We start from the raw sequence: 16,136 nt of genomic DNA on the forward strand, positions 1-16,136 counted from the left end.
TTATCGGGCCATTGTCGGGCATAAAAATGAGGCAGGCCCTACACCCGCTTCCGAGTGTCTGACCTGCCTCTTTGTGGAGCTGCCGGGAATTGAACCCGGGTCCTACGTTGAATCGCTAGGGCTTCTCCGTGTGCAGTTCGCTAAGTCTCTACTTGGATCTCCCAGTCTCGCGAACAAGCCAGGATGACGATCCCAGTCACTGTTTGATGTCCCATCCAACTCCGTGACCGAGCCGAACAGTAAAGCCCTCTAGCTGATGCCAGGATCCGGGTCGAGGGCAACCCCGGGCTGACAGACACGCTTCGCTACTTAGGCAGCGAGAGCGTAGTCGCGCTGATTGGAATCGGCGCTTATAGGTTTGCAGCGACGCTTACGGTGGTCTCTTGCCTGCACCGACACGCTTCCCCTAACTCAACACACGCAGTCGAAACCGTTCAGCCCCGTGTGTGCCCCGCGTCTTTCGTGGGGCTACCTACTATAACGCGCTGCCGCACGGAAGTCATACCAATTAAATCGAGCGTTCTGCTGTGCTGGTGATGTTGGTGATCATGCCCTCGAAAACGACGCCATGGAACGGCAGGATCGAGTACCAGTACAGTCGCCCAGCCAAGCCTCGCGGGAAAAATACAGCGCGCTGCTCCAGACGCGATCCACCACCTTGCCCTTCGGAGACGCGCTGCCCCTCCGAAACTCTCAGCTCCAACCACGCCCCACCGGGGACTTTCATTTCGGCCCGCAGTCGCAGCAACTTTCCTCTGTCGATTTCTTCGACCCGCCAGAAGTCCAGGGCTTCACCGGTATTGAGGTGACGCGGATCACGCCGACCCCGCCGCAACCCGACGCCGCCCACCGCTCGGTCCATCCATCCTCGAATTGCCCAGGCCAAAGGGAATGAGTACCAACCGTTCTCGCCGCCGATGGATTCGACCACCTTCCACAAGGTCTCCGGGTCCGCGGCACAATCACGTTCACGATGGTCGACGTACACCGTTTCACCGGCCCAATCCGGATCAGACGGTAGAGGATCCGACGGTGCACCGGCGATGGTCGCACCCGACCATGAAGTCTCGACCTCTCCGTTCTCGATCTTGCGCAGAGCCAGCCGTACCGCTTCGCGATACGTGGTGAGCCCGCTTTCGGGCGGCGGGATGAAACCGTCGATGTCGTGATCGTGCATAACGGCATCGTTCTGCAGTGACTCGATCAGCGGCCTTGCGAGCCCGTGTGGAATCGGCGTGACCAACCCCACCCAGAGACCGGCGAGCCTCGGGGTCAGGACCGGCAAAACGACAATGCGCCGACGCACCAACCCCGCAACATCGGCGTAGGCGTTCATCATCTCGCCGTACTGCATGATGTCGGGTCCGCCGATATCGAATGGGCGGTTGATCTCCGGGGTCGTGGCCGCTGCAGCCACCAGGTAATGGAGTACATCGCGCACGGCAATCGGCTGAATCTTGTTGTGCACCCATTTCGGTGTGGTCATCACCGGCAGGCGATTGGTCAGGTGGCGAACCATCTCGAAAGAGGCCGAACCTGAACCGATCACCACGCCGGCCTGGAACACGACTGTCGGAACGGCAGAGTCCAGCAGGATCCGGCCGACTTCCAGCCGAGACTTCAAATGCGTCGACAGTTCTGCGTTTGATGGATGCAGTCCGCCGAGGTAGACGATTCTGCGAACACCAGCGGCCGCAGCCGCTTCGGCCACATTCACCGCGCTGCGCTTGTCGACATCGGAAAACGAGCCACCACCGCCCATGGCGTGGACAAGGTAATAGACAACATCGATATCGTCGAAAGCGCCTGCAAGGGATGCCTTGTCACTCAGGTCAGCTTTAACTACCTCGACGGACTCGCGCCACGGCACATCGCGCAACTTCTCAGGACTGCGTACCAGCACCCGGACGTGATGCCCCGCTGTAACCAACCTGGGAGCCAGACGCCCGCCGATGTAGCCGGTAGCTCCTGTGATCAACACTCGCACCGTATCCATCACACCACGCTACGCAGAAAACCAACTGCTACGCAGAAATCGAACCTCGGAGCGCCAACGCCGCCTCCAGATCATCGGCCGTAAGCGCCATGTTGATTCCGGCTCCTGCCTTCGCGCCTGCTGCTGCGGCCATGATGACCTGCGCACCCGGATCGACAACGTTGCCTGCCGCGAAGACGCCGGACACGCTTGTGGCACCCATCATGTCGACGGTGACGAACTCACCCATCATCGTCGCCGCCGTCGCTGCGCCGAAAGACCGCAGAATCAAATCGTTCGGATCCATCGTGACTGCGCCTCCGACAAAGATGGCCGACCGCGCAACAGTTCTGCCGTCGGCCAGTTGCACTCCAACGAGACGATCATCCTCGAGTACTGGCGCTGCCACCTCGCCTTCGACGATCGAAATATTGAGCGCTGCAAGCTTTTCCCGGTCCTCGGCGCTGAGATTCTCGATCCGATGGAGGAACAGCACCACATCGTCCGACCATTGACGGATCATCGGGGCCTGATGCATCGCGAACTCGACACTCTTGGCAATGACACCCAACGGTTGATCACGCACGTCGTATCCATGGCAGTACGGGCAGTGCAGGACGTCGCGGCCCCACCGCTCACCGAAGGCACTGAGTTCATCCGGCAACCTGTCGGTCAATCCTGTCGCCACCAGGACTTTGCGCACCGAGATTCGAGCGCCGTCAGCAAGGGTGATCGCGAATCCACTCCCACGGGAGGCTTCATCTCGTTCGACCGCCACGACGGTCCCGTCATGGAACTCTCCACCGTATTTCCGGACTTCGTCGCGTCCGATGGCGAGGAGTTCGGCTGGATTCATCCTGTCGCGAGAGAGGAATCCGTTCATGTGATCTGCCGCTGCGTTGCGCGGAGCGCCGTTGTCGAAAACCACAACGGATCTGCGGGCTTGACCGAGGATGATCGCGGCGTTGAGTCCGGCAGCGCCGCCTCCTATCACTGCCACGTCGTAGGTGTCTGCTGCGTCGTAAGAGGTCTGTGTCATGAATTCAGGATTGCATCGCAACACCAACTTGACAAACATGATTGCTGATTTGGCAAAATGGAAGAATGACCGAATCATCGTTCGACGCCGTCCTCGCGGGAATCGGCCCGCGTCTGCGCACACTGCGCCAGCAATCCGATATGACGTTGACCGATCTCTCCGAGGCGACAGGCATCAACGTCAGCACGCTGTCGCGGCTCGAATCCGGAACTCGCCGAGCCAACTTGGAGTTGCTGCTGCCGATTGCGAAAGCGCACGGCGTCCCGCTCGACGACGTCGTCAACAGCAAGATCGCAGACCCCCGGGTGCGGGAAGAACCGCAAAAGGTCGGATCGATGACGATCATTCCGTTGACCAGCCAGCCGGGAAACCTCCAGGCCTACAAGATGATCCTCGCGCCCACCGAGGACATCCGCGAGCCGGGTACTCACGAAGGGTACGAGTGGCTGTACGTGCTGTCGGGCCGGGTCCGGCTACAGCTCGGTGATCGCGATTTTGTCATGGGCGCGGGTGAAGCCGCCGAGTTCGACACTCATATCCCCCACCGATTCAGCGCCGCAGACGGCCGCCCGGCCGAGGTGATCAGCCTGTTCGGCAAGCAAGGTGAACGAGTACACCTACGCGCTGCGCCGGCCGACCGCCGCGGCTGAGATCAGGCCGACTACTACCCGCGCATGCCCTTGATCCGACGCCCCAGCTCGCGGGTCACCTCACGCTCGGCGGTGCGCTTGGCCATGTCCTGACGCTTGTCGTAGTCCTGCTTACCCTTCGCGAGAGCAAGTTCGACCTTGACCTTGCCGTCGGAGAAGTACATCGACAACGGAACCAGCGTCTGGTTGCCCTCGCGGGTCTTGCCTACGAGGTGTTCGATCTCGCGCTTGTGCAGCAACAGCTTCCGGGTCCGACGCGGCGAGTGGTTGGTCCACGAGCCCTGCGTGTATTCCGGAATGTGCAGCGATCGAAGCCACACCTCACCGTTGTCGACGGTTGCGAACGCGTCCACGAGTGACGCCTTACCTTCGCGCAAACTCTTGACCTCGGTGCCCACGAGCGCGATTCCCGCTTCGTAGGTGTCGATGATCGTGTAGTTGTGACGCGCTTTGCGATTGGTCGCAATGACCTTGCGGCCCTTTTCCTTCACTGTCCGGGCCTCTCAGTCCGCTGTCTTACCCAATAATGCAAACAACTCTTGCTCTCAGCATAGAAGGCCGTGCAAACCAATTACTCGCGCACGTACAAACGAAGCGTGACATACGAGGTGATCGCTGCCATTCCCACGCCTGCGAGGACCAGGAACGGTGAGACGAACAGGATGTCGCTGTTCGAAATACGGGCGACGATGTTGGCTTCGTAGACGTCGGCCAGCACTCCGTCGATGAAAAGGTTCTTTGCTGTGAAGAGACCGGCGATCGCCAGAACCGCGCCGATCAAAGCGGCAACAATTGCCTCGAGCAAGAACGGAAGCTGTGTGTACCAGCGTGTTGCGCCCACCAGTCGCATGATGCTGACCTCGGTACGACGCGTGAATGCCGCGATCTGAACCATGTTGGCGATCAACAGAATAGCGGCGATGGCCTGCACGACGGCGATCGCAAAGGCTGCATTGCGGACACCGCCGAGGACGCTGAAGAGACGGTCGACGAGCTCGCGCTGATTGAGAACACTTTCCACGCCTGGCCGCGAACCGAACGTGTCGTTGATGACGCCGAATCGTTCCGGGTCGCTGAGCTTGACCTTGAACGACGCCGGGAAGCTGTCCGGGCTGACCAGTGCGGCCAACTCGGGTTGGTCCTTGAAGACTCGCTCGGTCGCGTCCTTCACCGCGTCGTCGCGATTGAGGAACTGAACCGCGACGACGGACGGTGTCTGCTCGAGTTCCTGCCGCAGAGTGCTGCAGATTTCCTGCTCGCAACCGGGGTCCGCGGCGGAAATGTCGTCGGTCAGGAAGATCTGGACCTCGACGCGCTCGAGGAAGATTTGCTGCGTCTTACCGGCCATCTGAACTACGAGGAGGCCACCGCCGAAGAGTCCAAGCGAAATGGCGGTCGTCAAGATCATGGCAATGGTCATCGTGATGTTGCGGCGCAGGCCGGTCAGGACCTCGCTGAAAATAAAACTGGCACGCATCGGGGAATCCGATTCCTTCTCGAATGATCGGCGGCTTCGCGGCTACCGGTGGGCGTTCGGACGAGTGGTGAGCAGTCGGCGTTTACCTGCCGACGCCGTACACACCCCGCGCTTCGTCTCTGCTGACCTTGCCGAGATCGAGTTCGATGACTCGTCGACGCATCGAGTCGACGATGTGGTGGTCGTGAGTGGCCATGACGACGGTGGTGCCGGTGCGGTTGATGCGCTCGAGCAGCAGCATGATGTCCTGGCTGGTCTCGGGATCGAGGTTGCCGGTTGGCTCGTCGGCGAGGAGGACCAGCGGCCGGTTCACGAAAGCGCGCGCGATGGCTACGCGCTGCTGCTCGCCACCGGACAGTTCGGTCGGAAGTCGATCGGCCTTGCCGGCGAGGCCGACCATGTCGAGGACCTCGGGAACGGTGCGCGCAATCACGTCGCGTGGCTTACCGATCACTTCCAACGCAAACGCGACATTCTCGGACACCGTCTTCTGCTGCAGCAGTCGGAAGTCCTGGAAAACGCAACCCATGGCCTGCCGCAGCTTCGGAACTCGACGGGCCGACAACTTGTTGACGTGGAAATCCGCGACCTCGATGTCACCGGACGTCGGCGACTCCATTTTCAGCAGCAGACGCATGAAGGTCGACTTGCCAGAGCCGGAGGGGCCGATGAGGAAGACGAACTCCCCCTTTTCCACCTCCACACTGACATTGTCGAGCGCCGGCCTGGTGGAGGCCTTGTAGGACTTCGACACGTTCTTCATGCTGATCACAACAAGCCAGTCTAGCCGTTATCGAACAGTGACCTTGGAGCAACGCGCGGCGAGTGCGCCCGTATTACCCGGCTCCACTGGTTGTCGCGGCTGTTGTGCTCGGAATTGTCGTGACTGTGCTGTTGGAATTGCCCGAGTTGGAATTTTCGTTGCCGGAGTTACCGACCGGAGGGCCTGGAGGCGGTGCTGTCGTCGTCACCGTCGTCGAAACACCGCTCTGAGCTGAACCGGGAGTTGCTGAACCGGGAACCACAGTCGTCGACGGCACCGATTCCGAGGACGGAGGCGTCGAAGATTCCGGGACAGCTGTTGTCGTTGTCGCCACCGGAGGCTGCGTGTACGGCTCCGTCACCGACGATCCTGCGGCCGGCGCGGGCGTGGCCACGGTTGGCTCCGCCGGGTTGAGATACGCGTTGGCGACGTAGGCGAGGATCCAGGCCACGACCAAGATGAATGTCGACGTCCGCATCCGGCCACCGAACAAGCGGGACGGCATCCAGTCGAGATGGATGAGCCGGTCGAGACCGCGCCGGGGTTCCTGCTCGGTCATTCGCTCGCCTCCTCGATGTCGCCCGTATGAAGTCCCGGCGTGACGGTGATTCCTTGTCGACGCAGTGCCGCGGCAACTCGCACACGCAGTGCCCGGCCGACTTGGAACTGTTTGCCGGGTAGCGTGCGCGCCACCATCCGAATGCTGACTTGATCCACTTCGAGGCTTTCGATGCCCATGACCGTCGGCTCGTCCAGGAGAAGCTTCTTGAGTCCACGGTCGGACATTGCATCGACGCCGACCTGACGCAAGACCTCGTTGACGCGGTTGAGATCGGCAGTGGCGGGAACCGGAACGTCGATGACCGCACGTGCCCAATCCTTGGACAGGTTGGTCGCTTTCACGATCTGACCATTGGGAACGGTGATCACTTCACCGTCGGCGTTCCGCATTCGCGTGACTCGCAACGTCACGTCCTCGATGACACCTTCGGCGTCGTCGGACGAGCCAGTGATCGCCAGACGCACGGTGTCGCCGAATCCGTACTGGCGTTCGGTGATGATGAAGAAGCCCGCCAGAATGTCCTGCACGACGCGCTGCGCACCAAAGCCCAGTGCCGCGCCGAGCACCGTTGCCGGTGCGACCAAACTGCCGATCGGCAGGTTCAGTTGGTCGAGAACCTTGAGTGTCGCGATCACGTAGATGAACGTGATGATCACCCATGTGATGACCTGCGCGACCGAGTGACGATGCTTGGTCGCCTCCGACCGCACCAGAGCGTCACCCAACTGATAGTTGGCGTCGATCTGGTCGGTGACCTTGTTGCCGCCCCAACTGACCAAACGGGCAAGGATCATCGCTCCGAGCACGGTCATGAGGACCGACAATCCAGGGTTCTGGAGCCAATCGAGCAGGTTCTGCCCAGGTCTGAGAAAAGTCATCGTGCCTTTCGGTTGCCGCTTATGCGGACTGGTTCTCGCTCATGCGCCAGCGAATGCCGGCCTCGAGGAAACCGTCGATGTCACCGTCGAGCACTGCGGACGGGTTGTTGACCTCGTACTCGGTGCGCAGGTCCTTGACCATCTGGTACGGGTGCAGGACGTACGAACGCATCTGGTTGCCCCAGGAGCTTCCGCTGTCGCCCTTGAGCGCATCCATCTCGGCTCGCTCTTCCAGACGCTTGACCGCCAGCAGCTTTGCCTGCAGGACGCGCATCGCCGACACCTTGTTCTGGAGCTGCGACTTCTCGTTCTGGCACGTCACGACGATGCCCGTCGGGATGTGTGTCAGGCGAACCGCGGAGTCCGTGGTGTTGACGGACTGACCACCCGGACCGGACGAACGGTAGACATCGACGCGGATGTCGTTCTCGTTGATCTCGATGTGGTCGGTAGTCTCGACGACCGGCAGAACCTCGACCTCGGCAAACGACGTCTGACGGCGGCCCTGGTTGTCGAACGGGCTGATCCGGACCAGGCGGTGCGTGCCCATTTCCACAGACAGCGTGCCGTAGGTGTACGGCCCCTTGATCGCGAACGTCGCGCTCTTGAGTCCCGCTTCTTCGGCGTACGACGTGTCGTAGACCTCGACGCCGTAGTCGTGCTTTTCCGCCCAACGGATGTACATACGCATGAGCATCTCGGCCCAGTCCGCTGCGTCGACGCCGCCTGCGCCGGAGCGGATGTTGATCAGCGCGTCACGCTCGTCGTACTCGCCGGACAGCATGGTCTTGACTTCCATCGCCGCGATGTCCTCGCGCAGGCTGGCACGTTCGGCGTCGGCGTCGGCAATCGCGTCAGGGCCTTCGTCCTCGGCCAATTCGTAGAGAATCGGCATCTCGTCGAGCCTCTCTCGCAGCGCCACGATTCGACGAAGCTCCGATTGGGCATGCGACAGCTGGCTGGTTACTTGCTGAGCGTGATCCTGGTCGTTCCACAAGCCGGGATCGGCAGCCTGATGTTCGAGCTCGTCGATGCGTCGACGCAGCTCTTCGACGTCCACGACCGACTCGCAGGTGCGAAGGGTGGTGTCGAGCGCGTTCAGGTCTGCAATTACGTCAGGATGCACGGTTCTCAAGGCTACCGGGTGCCAAACCCTGCAATAACCGCGACTCGAATCAGGACCCGAACCAGAAAGGTGTATCCATGACCGTCACCGACGAATATCTACAGAACAACGCCGCATACGCCGAGCAATTCTCCGGACCGCTCCCCCTGCCGCCGAGCAAACACGTTGCCGTTCTCGCCTGCATGGATGCCCGTCTGGACGTCTACCGTGCCCTCGGCATCAAGGAAGGCGAATCACACGTCATTCGCAACGCCGGCGGTGTGGTCACCGACGACGAGATCCGGTCGCTTGCCATCAGCCAGCGCCTCCTCGGCACCACCGAGATCATCCTCATCCACCACACGGACTGCGGAATGCTGACGTTCACGGACGACGATTTCAAGCGCTCCATCCAGGACGAGATCGGCGTCAAACCGTCCTGGTCGCCCGAATCGTTCCCCGACGTCGACGAAGACGTACGGCAATCGCTACGCCGAATCGAGAGCAGTCCGTTCATCACTGCAACGACCTCACTGCGCGGATTTGTCTTCGATGTGGCGACCGGAAAGCTGAACGAAGTTCTGCCCGCGTAGGTAGGCGCACAGATGGGCGCGTAGATGGGACAGGGCGGGCAAGACGGTAAGTTGTCTACCCGTGACCGACCTCGCTTCCGACCTTGTTCTGGCCCTGCGTCTCGCCGACGAGGCCGACGCGATCACTCGCGCCCGCTTCGGCGCTCTCGATCTGCGAGTGGACGACAAACCCGACCTCACCCCGGTCTCCGACGCCGACCTCGCCGTCGAACGCGCCGTGCGCGCGAGCTTGTCCGAGGCTCGACCGGGCGACTCGGTGCTGGGCGAAGAGTTCGGCGGCGACGCGGTATTCGAGGGACGGCAGTGGGTGGTCGATCCGATCGACGGCACCAAGAACTTCGTGCGCAACGTGCCGGTCTGGGCGACCCTGATCAGTTTGCTCGAGGACGGCGTACCCGTCGTCGGTGTCGTCAGCGCGCCCGCACTGAACCGCCGTTGGTGGGCGGCAACAGGTTTGGGCGCCTTCACCTCCTGCAACGGCGGCGACGCCCGACGCATCGAGGTGTCCGCCGTCGACCGCAGTGAATCCGCAAGCCTGAGTTTTTCGAGCTTGTCCGGCTGGAAGGACCGCGGAATCCGCGATCAGTTCATCGATCTCACGGATCACGTGTGGCGCGTACGCGGGTACGGAGACTTCTTCTCGTACTGCCTCGTCGCCGAAGGTGCAGTCGATATCGCTGCCGAACCCGAGGTTTCCCTGTGGGACCTCGCCGCTCTGGACGTGCTGATCCGCGAAGCCGGCGGAACCTTCACCGACTTGGCCGGCGGGAGTGGCCCGCACGGTGGCAGTGCCGTTGCCACCAACGGCTTGCTGCACGAAGATGTTCTTGCTCGCCTGAGGTAGCCGGCCAGGTAGCAGAACTCCCCACTCGCCGCAACGGCCTGAGGGAGGAGTCCCGGCAGGCCCGTCGGCAGGATTCGGCGCGGCATCCGGGCACGTTGACTTGGAGTAGTCGATCACGCACTACTTCAGGAGAATGATGAACCGGATTTCCCGGCGCTCGATACTGTTCGGTCTGGCTGCCGCGCCCCTCGGACTTGCGGTGGGCTGCGGCGCCGACTCCGCAGGCGCCTCGCGGCCTACGGCAGCAGCAGGGTCTTCACGTCCGTTACCGATTCCGCCGCTGGCTGCATCCACGGTCGACGACTCCGGCGTCCGCCATTTCACCCTCCGCGCCGGCGCCGGAACCACCGAGATAGTCGCGGGAAAGATCACTGACACTTGGGGTTTCAACGGCTCTATCCTCGGTCCGACGGTCCGAGCCCGACGCGGAGAATCTGTCGCATTCACGATCGACAACGCACTGGCAGAGCCCACGACCGTCCACTGGCACGGCATGCATCTACCCGCCAGGTTCGACGGCGGACCGCACCAGACCATCGAAGCCGGCGGGCGGTGGGAACCGGCGTGGACCATCGACCAAGCGGCGTCTACGCTCTGGTATCACCCACATCCGCATGGATCCACCGAGCGGCACGTACAGCGCGGACTCGCCGGACTGTTCCTGATCGACGACGCCGACACCGATACGCTGGACCTCCCGAAAACCTATGGAGTGGATGATATTCCACTGATCATCCAGGATCGCCGATTCACCGCGGACGGCAGTTTCGACGAGACCGACCCCACCGACGTCGGCTTGCTCGGCGACACGATCGTCGCCAACGGCATCGCCGATGCCTACCTCGACGTCACTACCGGCGTTGTGCGACTGCGCATCCTGAACGGCTCTTCCGGCCGTCTCTACAACCTGGGGTTCCCCGACGACCGCACGTTCGATCTGATTGCCACCGACGGTGGACTGCTCGAATCACCGATTGCGATCAAGCGGATTCAGCTCAGCCCCGGCGAACGAGCCGAGATCGTGGTTCGCGTCGACCCCGGTGCGACGACCACACTGGTGTCGTTCCCGATCGAGGACGGCGGTGGCGTGAGTTCCTCCGACGCCGAGAACTTCGGCATGAACGACCGCTTCGACATCATCGAGCTGCGAGGGGTTGCCAGCCGCGCGTCACGGTCGACTCTCCCGGCGCAGTTGGCCGTACTGCCGCGTCTCGATCCGTCGAAGGCAAGCGTTTCCCGAACCTTCGATCTGCAGTGGTACATGATCAACGGGCAACGAATGGACATGAACCGCATCGACTTCGAGGCCGAAGTCGGCGCCACCGAAGTGTGGACGATCACCAACAAGGACAACTGGCCACACAACTTCCACGTCCATGACGTGCAGTTCCAGATCCTCGACGTCGACGGTCGCACTCCCCCGCCGCACCTGCGCGGCCTCAAGGACACCGTTTACACGCCGCCGGGCAGCAGGATTCGCGTCGCACTGCAGTGGTCCGAGTACACCGATCCCACGTTCCCTTACATGTTCCACTGCCACCTGCTGATGCACGAGGATCAAGGGATGATGGGCCAATTCCTCGTCCTCGAACCGGGACAGAAGGCGGCTCCGATGCAGATGGACATGGGCACCGGTCATTGACGGTTCTGTAAGTGGTACACGGCGAGGCGAACCCGATTGTCGCAACCCGTCTTCGACATCAGGTTCGCCACGTGAGTCTTGACCGTGGTCACACCCAAATGCAACGCGTCCGCGATTTCCTGATTGCTCTTCCCTTCCGCAACCAGGGCGAGAACCTGCGATTCGCGCTCGGTCAGCGAAACCGCCTCTGTCACAGCAGTGCCCGCGGCGGCGCCGATCACCGCCCGATCCACGACGCGGCGGAGCAGTTCCGGGGAGAACACCATGTCGCCCTCGGCTGTCCGGCGAATGGCACCGAGCAACTCGGCGGGTTCGGTGTCCTTGACGAGAAACCCCGAAGCACCGGCAGCAAGCGCAGGATACAGATGATCGTCGTCGTCGAAGGTGGTGAGTACGAGAATGCGTGCGCGCTGCCCGGACTTGACGATCTGCCGCGTGGCACCGATCCCGTCGAGTCCGGGCATCCTCAAGTCCATCAGGATCACGTCGGGATCCAGTTCGGCGGCAAGCGCTACCGCCTCGACGCCGTTCGACGCCTCACCGGATACGGTCATGTCCTCGGCCGCAGTGCACAGCATCCGCAGACCTGCTCGCACCAGCCGCTGGTCGTCGACAACCAACACTGCGATCACGAGTCGCCACCCTTGACCGGCAGCGGATGGGCCAACAGCGGAATACTCACGTGCACCTCCCACCTTCCGTCACCGAGCGTACCTGCGGTCATCTCACCGCCGGCCAACTCTGCACGCTCCCGCATTCCGACGAGGCCGTGTCCGGCACCCTTCGCCGACCCCTCGACATTGTTGATCACCTTGACGTCGACCCGACCGGCGTTGCGACGAACAGATACCGAGACGGGCCCCTTCCTGTCTCCGTGCTTCATGATGTTGGTCAGCGACTCCTGAATTACCCGTAACAGCGTCAACCGGCCGATGGCGTCGAGGTCACCTGCGCCCGACTCGACGTGCGCCTTGACCTGGAAGCCGGCTGCACGCACACGATCGAGCGCAGCCTCGATCTCCGCGGCGACGGCGTCCGGTTCGACCAGAGCAACCTCGCCGAGCGAGGGATCGCGCAATGCGACGAGAAGACGGCGAATATCGGTCAGCGCATCCGACGCCGTCGCGCGCACGTCGGCGAGGACTTCCCGCACGGCCTCGTCCTGCGGTGCCAATACGTGTTGAGCGACTCCGATCCGCAGGACGATCGACGCCATGTGGTGTGCAACAAGGTCGTGCAGCTCACGGGCCAGAGCGCTTCGTTCCGCAGCTCGGGTGTGCGCGAGATTGTTCGCGGCCAATTCACGCTGCGAACGCAGATATAGTCCGAGCAGCAGCGGTAAGCCCACGTACGCAAGCACTTTCACGGCAGTGGTGACCGAGAAGAATGCTTCGTGAGATTCGAACCAGATCCCTGCCAGTACGGAACCGCACCATCCGATTACAGATACGGCAACCAGTTCCCGGCGCTCGGCCCGCATCGTGACATCGACAACGGCTACCGCTCCGAGATACGGCACGAGCTCGGACAGACCCCACGCGTCGGCGACGAACATCGGAACCGCAAGTGCCGAGATGACCAGCGAAGCAAGTACCGGCAACCGGCGACCAGCCACGAAGATGATCGCCGACAGCATCGAGACGATCCAATAGCTGACGGGGACCCGATACTCCCCGGGATACGTGCTGGCAATCAGTAAGCACGGAATCAATACCAGCGGCGAGTAGCGCACATACCGCTGAATCCGATCTGGCACCTCTGTCCGGTTCACCTGTCGAGCCTATGACGCTCGGGGTCGTGGCACCTCCTACTCAGGGAGGAGTAGACGTGACTCGCGTCATTTCGAGGGATGCTCGACATCCGACCTTACTCCTGAGTAAGATAAGGGAGTCCAACGCCCCGACACCGAGAAACCCCTGGTGATCATGACCAAGCAAGACAGTGTGGCCCCGAGCAAGAGCCATGCCACGGCGCACCCCCGCGACACGTCCGCAGTCGGCCTCAACCCCGTCAAGCGCGATGCGATGGGTACCGCCATGCGCGTGCTGACCAAGATCACCGGTTCTGAATTCGCAGAAAAGTTCAACCTGCGCCAGACCATCGACCGGGTTACCTACGAGGGCACCAAGACCGGCTTCAAGACTCTCGGCGCCGCTACGCGCGGTTTCAAGAAGGTGGCCGGCAACGACGCGCCCAAGCGACTGCCGGACAACCCCGCCAAAAACTCGGACTACTTCGACCTCACGCCCGACGACGACCAGAAGATGATCGTCGAAACCGTGCGCGACTTTGCATCGGAAATCCTGCGCACCGCAGCACACGATGCCGATGCGGCCGCCGCCGCTCCTGCCGATCTGACGAAGCGGGCGGCCGAACTCGGGATCACCTTGATCAACGTCCCCGAGGAACTCGACGGCGCCGCATCCGATCGCGGCGCGGTCACCAACTCGCTTGTCGCCGAGGCGCTCTCACACGGAGACATGGGGCTGGCACTGCCGATCCTCGCTCCCAGCGGCGTAGCTGTCGCCCTTACTCAGTGGGGCACCGACGCGCAGCAGAAGACGTATCTCCCCGCATTCACCGGTGAGCAGGTTCCCGGTGCCGCAGTGGTAGTCAACGAGCCTCGCGCGCTGTTCGATCCCTTCGCACTGCAGACCAAGGCCGTTCGCTCCCCCAGCGGATACCGCCTCAACGGCGTCAAGAGCCTGGTACCGGCCGCTGCAACGTCGGAACTTTTTGTCATCGCCGCGGAACTCGACGGCAAGCCGTCGTTCTTCATCGTCGAGTCGGACACCAAAGGCCTTGTCGTCGAAGCTGACCCCAGCATGGGACTGCGGGCCGCATCGCTCGGTCGCCTGATCCTCACCGATGTCTCGGTCCCCGAATCCGCACTTCTCGGCGACGGCGACGCCGATCAGCGCAAGGCCGAGTACGCCGACGCGATCCGCCTCGCTCGTCTCGGATGGGCATCGATGGCGGTTGGCACCAGCCAGGCCGTGCTGGACTACGTGATTCCGTACGTGAACGAGCGCGAAGCATTCGGCGAGCCGATCAGCCATCGGCAGGCAGTTGCGTTCATGGTGGCCAACATCGCCATCGAACTGGACGGAATGCGCCTGGTCACGCTGCGTGGCGCTTCGCGTGCCGAGCAGGGATTGTCCTTTGCTCGTGAATCGGCCCTCGCCCGGAAGTTGGCTTCCGAAAAGGGCATGCAGATCGGCCTCGACGGCGTGCAACTCCTCGGTGGGCACGGATTCACCAAGGAACACCCGGTCGAGCGCTGGTACCGCGACCTTCGAGCCATCGGCGTTGCCGAGGGCATTGTCCTCATCTGACGCCGCTGACTTTTCAGGAGAACCACGATGATCAATCTCGAACTTCCCAAGAAGCTCAAAGCATCCGCGAACCAGGCGCATCAGGTCGCAGCTCAGATCTTCCGACCCATCTCACGTAAATACGATCTAGCCGAACACGAGTACCCGGTCGAACTCGACACCATGGCCGCCATGGTCGAGGGTCTGTCCGACTCGGGTGGCGACATCGGCGGCGCTGCCGGCGGCCGAGCTGACTCCGGCAAGACCGGCAATGCCAACGGTGGCAACATGTCGGCACTGCTCAACTCCCTCGAAACCTCCTGGGGCGACGTGGGTCTCATGCTCTCGATCCCCTACCAAGGCCTCGGCAACGCCGCGATTGCAGCCGTATCCACCGACGAGCAACTCGAACGGTTCGGCAAGGTGTGGGCTTCGATGGCCATCACCGAGCCCAGCTTCGGATCCGACTCGGCTGCAGTCACCACAACAGCAGTTCTGGACGGCGACGAGTGGGTTCTCAACGGCGAGAAGATCTTTGTCACCGCCGGTGAGCGTTCCACCCACATCGTCGTCTGGGCATCGGTCGACAAATCCAAGGGCCGAGCCGCAATCAAGTCGTTTGTCGTGCCGCGCGACGCGCCGGGCCTGAGCGTCGCCCGCCTCGAGCACAAGCTGGGCATCAAAGCGTCCGACACCGCCGTACTCTTGCTCCAGGACTGCCGAATCCCCGCGGACAACATCCTCGGCAGCGCAGAGGTCAACGTGGAGAAGGGCTTTGCCGGCGTCATGCAGACGTTCGACAACACCCGCCCGATGGTCGCCGCCATGGCTATCGGCGTCGGCCGCGCCGCACTCGAAGAACTGCGCACTATCCTGACGGAAGCCGGCGTCGAGATCTCGTACGACACACCGGCCTACAACCAGCATGCCGCGGCGGCCGAGTTCCTTCGGATGGAAGCTGATTGGGAAGCCGCCTACCTGCTCGCATTGCGCGCAGCCTGGATGGCAGACAACAAGAAGCCGAACTCCCTCGAGGCGTCGATGTCCAAGGCCAAGGCGGGCCGCACGGGCACCGACATCACCCTCAAGGCAGTGGAACTCGCCGGAACGTACGGCTACTCCCAGCGTCCACTGCTGGAGAAGTGGGGTCGGGATTCGAAGATTCTCGACATTTTCGAGGGCACTCAGCAGATTCAGCAGCTGATCATTGCCCGTCGTCTCTTGGGAAAGACGTCTGCCGAACTGAAGTAAAAACACGGCACCGAGATCGTCGGTGAAAGCGTCCGGTTTCGAT

16 protein-coding genes and 1 other RNA gene are annotated in these 16,136 nt (G+C 62.2%); 6 read left to right on the top strand and 11 right to left on the bottom strand.

Translation table 11 applies throughout. The annotated features are described in order from the left end of the window. Window positions 1–71 precede the first annotated feature (71 nt). From ssrA to KYT97_RS07290, 3 genes are all read right to left on the bottom strand, one after another. Window positions 72–442: a transfer-messenger RNA gene (gene ssrA / locus KYT97_RS07280) on the bottom strand. A 66-nt stretch (window positions 443–508) separates the two neighbouring features. Continuing rightward, window positions 509–1,996, bottom strand: a complete 1,488-nt coding sequence (locus KYT97_RS07285; protein ID WP_033231126.1) for an SDR family oxidoreductase — start codon at window positions 1,994–1,996, stop codon at window positions 509–511. Window positions 1,997–2,024: 28 nt separating this feature from the next. Further along, on the bottom strand, window positions 2,025–3,014 hold the full coding sequence (locus tag KYT97_RS07290; protein ID WP_033231486.1) for an NAD(P)/FAD-dependent oxidoreductase: 990 nt from the start codon (window positions 3,012–3,014) through the stop codon (window positions 2,025–2,027). Between the two features lie 65 nt (window positions 3,015–3,079). Between KYT97_RS07290 and KYT97_RS07295 the strand changes: the two genes are divergently transcribed. Continuing rightward, the gene (locus KYT97_RS07295) at window positions 3,080–3,664 is read left to right on the top strand and encodes a helix-turn-helix domain-containing protein (protein ID WP_033231127.1); all 585 of its coding nucleotides are present in this window, start codon (window positions 3,080–3,082) and stop codon (window positions 3,662–3,664) included. A gap of 14 nt (window positions 3,665–3,678) precedes the next feature. Here KYT97_RS07295 and smpB read toward each other — a convergent pair whose 3' ends face one another. From smpB to prfB, 6 genes are all read right to left on the bottom strand, one after another. Then, the gene (gene smpB / locus KYT97_RS07300; RefSeq protein ID WP_033231128.1) at window positions 3,679–4,155 is read right to left on the bottom strand and encodes an SsrA-binding protein SmpB; all 477 of its coding nucleotides are present in this window, start codon (window positions 4,153–4,155) and stop codon (window positions 3,679–3,681) included. An 80-nt stretch (window positions 4,156–4,235) separates the two neighbouring features. Then, entirely contained in the window at window positions 4,236–5,141 is a 906-nt protein-coding gene (gene ftsX, locus KYT97_RS07305; RefSeq protein ID WP_033231129.1) for a permease-like cell division protein FtsX, read from the bottom strand. A gap of 82 nt (window positions 5,142–5,223) precedes the next feature. Continuing rightward, window positions 5,224–5,904, bottom strand: coding sequence for a cell division ATP-binding protein FtsE (ftsE, locus tag KYT97_RS07310; protein WP_202025995.1), 681 nt, complete (start codon window positions 5,902–5,904; stop codon window positions 5,224–5,226). Window positions 5,905–5,977: 73 nt separating this feature from the next. Continuing rightward, window positions 5,978–6,463 (bottom strand): Rv3103c transmembrane domain-containing protein, encoded by a 486-nt coding sequence (locus KYT97_RS07315; protein ID WP_072782331.1) that lies wholly within the window; start codon window positions 6,461–6,463, stop codon window positions 5,978–5,980. Then, window positions 6,460–7,344: a mechanosensitive ion channel family protein gene (locus KYT97_RS07320; protein WP_033231131.1), complete on the bottom strand. Its 885-nt coding sequence runs from the start codon at window positions 7,342–7,344 to the stop codon at window positions 6,460–6,462. Before KYT97_RS07320 ends, KYT97_RS07315 begins: the two co-directional genes overlap by 4 nt. 19 nt (window positions 7,345–7,363) lie before the next feature. Beyond that, window positions 7,364–8,470 carry a peptide chain release factor 2 gene (gene prfB, locus KYT97_RS07325; protein ID WP_033231132.1) on the bottom strand — a complete coding sequence of 369 codons (1,107 nt, stop codon included), beginning with the start codon at window positions 8,468–8,470 and terminating at the stop codon, window positions 7,364–7,366. A gap of 77 nt (window positions 8,471–8,547) precedes the next feature. Here prfB and KYT97_RS07330 point away from each other — a divergent pair, with 77 nt between their 5' ends. From KYT97_RS07330 to KYT97_RS07340, 3 genes are all read left to right on the top strand, one after another. Further along, window positions 8,548–9,042 (top strand): beta-class carbonic anhydrase, encoded by a 495-nt coding sequence (locus tag KYT97_RS07330; protein WP_033231133.1) that lies wholly within the window; start codon window positions 8,548–8,550, stop codon window positions 9,040–9,042. Between the two features lie 61 nt (window positions 9,043–9,103). Further along, complete coding sequence (gene hisN, locus KYT97_RS07335) at window positions 9,104–9,886, top strand: histidinol-phosphatase (protein WP_033231134.1); 783 nt, start codon at window positions 9,104–9,106, stop codon at window positions 9,884–9,886. 136 nt (window positions 9,887–10,022) lie between these two features. Continuing rightward, window positions 10,023–11,528, top strand: coding sequence for a multicopper oxidase family protein (locus KYT97_RS07340; protein WP_219111984.1), 1,506 nt, complete (start codon window positions 10,023–10,025; stop codon window positions 11,526–11,528). Here the strand turns inward: KYT97_RS07340 and KYT97_RS07345 are convergent. Beyond that, complete coding sequence (locus KYT97_RS07345; RefSeq protein ID WP_219111985.1) at window positions 11,522–12,160, bottom strand: response regulator; 639 nt, start codon at window positions 12,158–12,160, stop codon at window positions 11,522–11,524. The genes KYT97_RS07340 and KYT97_RS07345 overlap by 7 nt on opposite strands. Further along, on the bottom strand, window positions 12,157–13,299 hold the full coding sequence (locus KYT97_RS07350) for a sensor histidine kinase (RefSeq protein ID WP_245006049.1): 1,143 nt from the start codon (window positions 13,297–13,299) through the stop codon (window positions 12,157–12,159). The genes KYT97_RS07345 and KYT97_RS07350 overlap by 4 nt, the downstream gene beginning before the upstream one ends. Window positions 13,300–13,447: 148 nt before the next feature. Between KYT97_RS07350 and KYT97_RS07355 the strand changes: the two genes are divergently transcribed. Beyond that, complete coding sequence (locus tag KYT97_RS07355) at window positions 13,448–14,863, top strand: acyl-CoA dehydrogenase family protein (protein ID WP_045070477.1); 1,416 nt, start codon at window positions 13,448–13,450, stop codon at window positions 14,861–14,863. 27 nt (window positions 14,864–14,890) lie between these two features. After that, a complete protein-coding gene (locus KYT97_RS07360) occupies window positions 14,891–16,093 on the top strand; it encodes an acyl-CoA dehydrogenase family protein (RefSeq protein WP_033231139.1) in 1,203 nt (400 codons plus the stop codon). Window positions 16,094–16,136: the final 43 nt, after the last annotated feature.

It is taken from the genome of Rhodococcus globerulus, assembly GCF_019334125.1.
GTDB lineage: Bacteria > Actinomycetota > Actinomycetes > Mycobacteriales > Mycobacteriaceae > Rhodococcus_F > Rhodococcus_F globerula.